Here is a 3,168-nt window from a genome sequence, read left to right on the forward strand (position 1 = left end):
ACAATCCTGTTCCTTGCACGCTTCTTGCGCTCGTAAAAGCGCCGGGCTTCCGGGCACGAGCGAATCGCAAAGTTGGCCGCTTCGACAAATGCCCACGCCAGATACTTGTTGCCGTTCTTCGTGTTGCCTGCTCCTTTCCTCCTGCTGTTGCTTTCGCGTCGGCTGTCCACGCAGCGGCAGTACGAACTGAAATTGCCAACCTTGGCAAAACGTGAAATGGTTCCGGTTTCCAGCATGATCGTGGTCGCGAGAACCGGACCAATGCCGGGCACCGACTTCAGTAGTGCATAGTCTGGGTGCAGTTTGACGCGCTCCATGAGTCGCTTCTCGATGAGTCCGATCTCATCCTGCAACGTTTGCATCACCGCCAGATTGGCCTGCATCGCAAGCGATACATCCGGCGCAAAACCGAATCTGTTGACCTGCGTCTCATCGAGACGCTTGACCCGTTCACCCTGCATCTGTCCACCTGTCTGACGTGAGAACAGGTTCTCGATCGCGAGGATCTGGGCCGTGCGACACTGCACCTGGATAACGTCAAGCAAGATGGCCGGTTTACCGACAACCATCTTGGCCGGTCGACCGGGTTGATTGTCGGCGGTTATTCAGCCATGTTTGTCGCTCCTTCCTTTTGATTGTCGCTGGATGATTGTCGGCGCCGGCTGTTCTGTTTGTCGCTGGCGGTACGACGACGGTAGCTTTCGACATTCATCTCGAAGATCGTCGAATGATGGACGAGCCGGTCAATTGCAGCGACGGTCATGCCCGGATCCGGGAACACGTCGTTCCAGCCCGAGAACGGCTGGTTAGCCGTGATGAGGAGGCTACGGCGCTCGTATCTTTCGGCGATCAGTTCGAACAGCACGCTCGTTTCAGCCTGGTCCTTGCGGGCGTACGACAGGTCGTCCAGGATGATCAGGTCGAACCGATCTAGTTTGGCAAGGGCCGACGGTAACTGCAGGCTCTGCCGTGCAGCCTGCAACTTCTGCACGAGCTCGCTGGTGCGCGTGAACATCACCCGGTAGCCTGCGTCGATCAGCGCGTGTCCGATGGCCGAACCCAGATGACTTTTTCCAGCCCCGGGCGGCCCAAACAGAAGCGCCGTGGCGCCTTTCTCAAGCCATGCGTCGCCGGTCGCGAGTGCCATAACGTGCGCCTTCGAGACCATCGGCACCATGCTGAAGTCGAAGGTTGCAAGCGTTTTGGTCGGGTCCAGATGCGACTCGGCACGGTGTCGTTCGATGCGTCGTTTCGCCCGTTCGGCCAGTTCGTGCTCGAGCAGTGCGCCGAGCAACCGCGTAGCCTGCCAGCCTTCCTTATCGGAACGCTGCGCAAACTCGGGCCACAGACGGGCGATCGTCGGCAGGCGCAGTTCATTGAGCATCAGGGCCAGACGGCCAGCATCGTAAGCGGGTGTGCTCATGCCGCCACCTCCTTGTGCAGCAGGTCGTCATAGCTGCTTACAGGTGGCATCTCGACATTGACGACCGGGCAAGCGGCATGACGTGGCGCAAATTCCTCGCGCAACGCCTTCAGATCGGGCAGATTACCGTCAACGAGCAAGGCATTCAGGCGCGCGGCCAACAGAGCCTCGACGCCATCCATCGCGGCGAGCTCGAGCAATCCGACCATCGTCTTGCACGCCTCGCGTTGCGCCAATCTTACCTCCAGCTGTTCCCATGTCCGGCGATAGGCTTCACGCGGGAACAGCTCGTCGCGAAACGCAAGTCCCTTGAAGGCCTGTGGCTTGCGTTTGAGGCTCTCGATGAAGTGTCGGTAATCCAGTGAACGACGGTTATTGCCGGCACGCGAGCCTCGCGGGGTACTGTGCACCAGTGCGCCGGACAGATAGCAGTCAAGCCGGTCACCATAAACGCGCACCTTCAGGCGGTGGCCAATCAGGCGCGATGGCGCGCTGTACAGAATGCCGCGCACAGTGAATGTGCTGCAGCGTGTGACGCGCGCTTCTTCCTCTACGAAGTCGGTCGTGCGCCTTGGCGGCAGATCCATGAGCTGTTCGCGCTCAAGGCGGAACGCCGCCGCGTTACGCCGGTTACGGCGCATGACGATCTCGCGCAGAAACTCGTTGTAGGCCGCACGATCGACGAAGTCTCGATGACCGCGCAACATCAACGCCTGATCGACGGCTTCTTTAAGATAGCGATGCGACGATTCAACGCTGCCATTCTCGTGACCGAGGCCACGATTGTTGCGCGTGCCGTGCATGCCGTAGTGCTCAAGCAGCGCCGCATAGCGTGCCGTGAAGTCGTCTTCGTCGGCAAGGTTTCTGAACGCCGCTGACAGGCTATCGGTGCGATGTTCGCGCGGACATCCGCCTGCCTGCCACAGGGCGTTCTGCAATCCCATGGACAGGGCCTCGAAGCTCTCGCCGCCTTCAACGACGTTGACGTATTCCCAGCGTGAGAACGCGAGCACGAAGTGATACAGGCGGTGATCGAACTGAATGCCAGCGATCGTCACGCGCACTTCGGCCATGTCGGTAAAGTCGGACAGACCGCGTGCGCCGGGCTCATGCTGCTGGGGGAAGAAGACTTCCTTCGGCGGACCGGACATCGCCCTCCATTGCCTCACGCGCCGCTCAAGTGTGCGACGTGTGCTGTCGGGATACTGTCCGGCGTGATCGTCCTGCAGTTTGCGCAGGATCGTGATCGCCTGAAGTTGCGGCGCATTTGCAAGCATCGGAACGACTTCGGTGTCCCAGACGTCAGCGAACGGGTCGGGGCGTGAGCGCCAGTAGCCGCGCGGCTTCTGGGAAGGCATCGTGGCGGCTCCTTCTATGCGCCGGGCGCTGCGTACGCTGATGCCAGCCTTCGCTGCGGCGATCTCCTGCGAGTGATGTTTGCGTTTAGACATGTAGAGGCGAACCTGTTGGTCGGTAATGCGGGTTCCAGACATGTAGCTGATCGCTTTTTTATTCGATCAGCCATCGTAGAGCCCGGCCGACTCGGCGCCGCCGGTGATGCGTCGCCTTCGGCGGCTACGCCGCCTTCGACTCCACATCACCGGCCAAAACCTTCGCCGCTACACCGGCCAACATGATTGTCGCCGTCCAGCACCAGTTGCATCCGCTTGCGCGAGAGGTCCCGCACCTGCCGTTCCTGTGCCGGGTAAATATAGCCTTCCGGCAAGAGTCCCAGACGTAGTAGC

The 3,168-nt window shown here is 60.4% G+C and carries 3 protein-coding genes; all 3 read right to left on the reverse strand.

Going from position 1 to position 3,168, the window contains the following annotated elements:
• A partial coding sequence (locus P3T23_RS47340; RefSeq protein ID WP_429322901.1) for a transposase occupies window positions 1–545 on the reverse strand: 545 nt, incomplete at its 3' end.
• 56 nt (window positions 546–601) lie between these two features.
• Entirely contained in the window at window positions 602–1,423 is an 822-nt protein-coding gene (istB, locus tag P3T23_RS47345; protein ID WP_062092298.1) for an IS21-like element helper ATPase IstB, read from the reverse strand.
• Window positions 1,420–2,916, reverse strand: coding sequence for an IS21 family transposase (gene istA, locus P3T23_RS47350; protein ID WP_429322902.1), 1,497 nt, complete (start codon window positions 2,914–2,916; stop codon window positions 1,420–1,422). The genes istB and istA overlap by 4 nt, the downstream gene beginning before the upstream one ends.
• Window positions 2,917–3,168: the final 252 nt, after the last annotated feature.

It is taken from the genome of Paraburkholderia sp. GAS448 (genome assembly GCF_050435685.1).
Taxonomy (GTDB): Bacteria; Pseudomonadota; Gammaproteobacteria; order Burkholderiales; family Burkholderiaceae; genus Paraburkholderia.

Coding starts and splice junctions, on each gene's coding strand:
- istB (WP_062092298.1), bottom strand. CDS start 1,423: ATGAGCACACCCGCTTACGATGCTGGCCGTCTGGCCCTGATGCTCAAT.
- istA (WP_429322902.1), bottom strand. CDS start 2,916: ATGTCTGGAACCCGCATTACCGACCAACAGGTTCGCCTCTACATGTCT.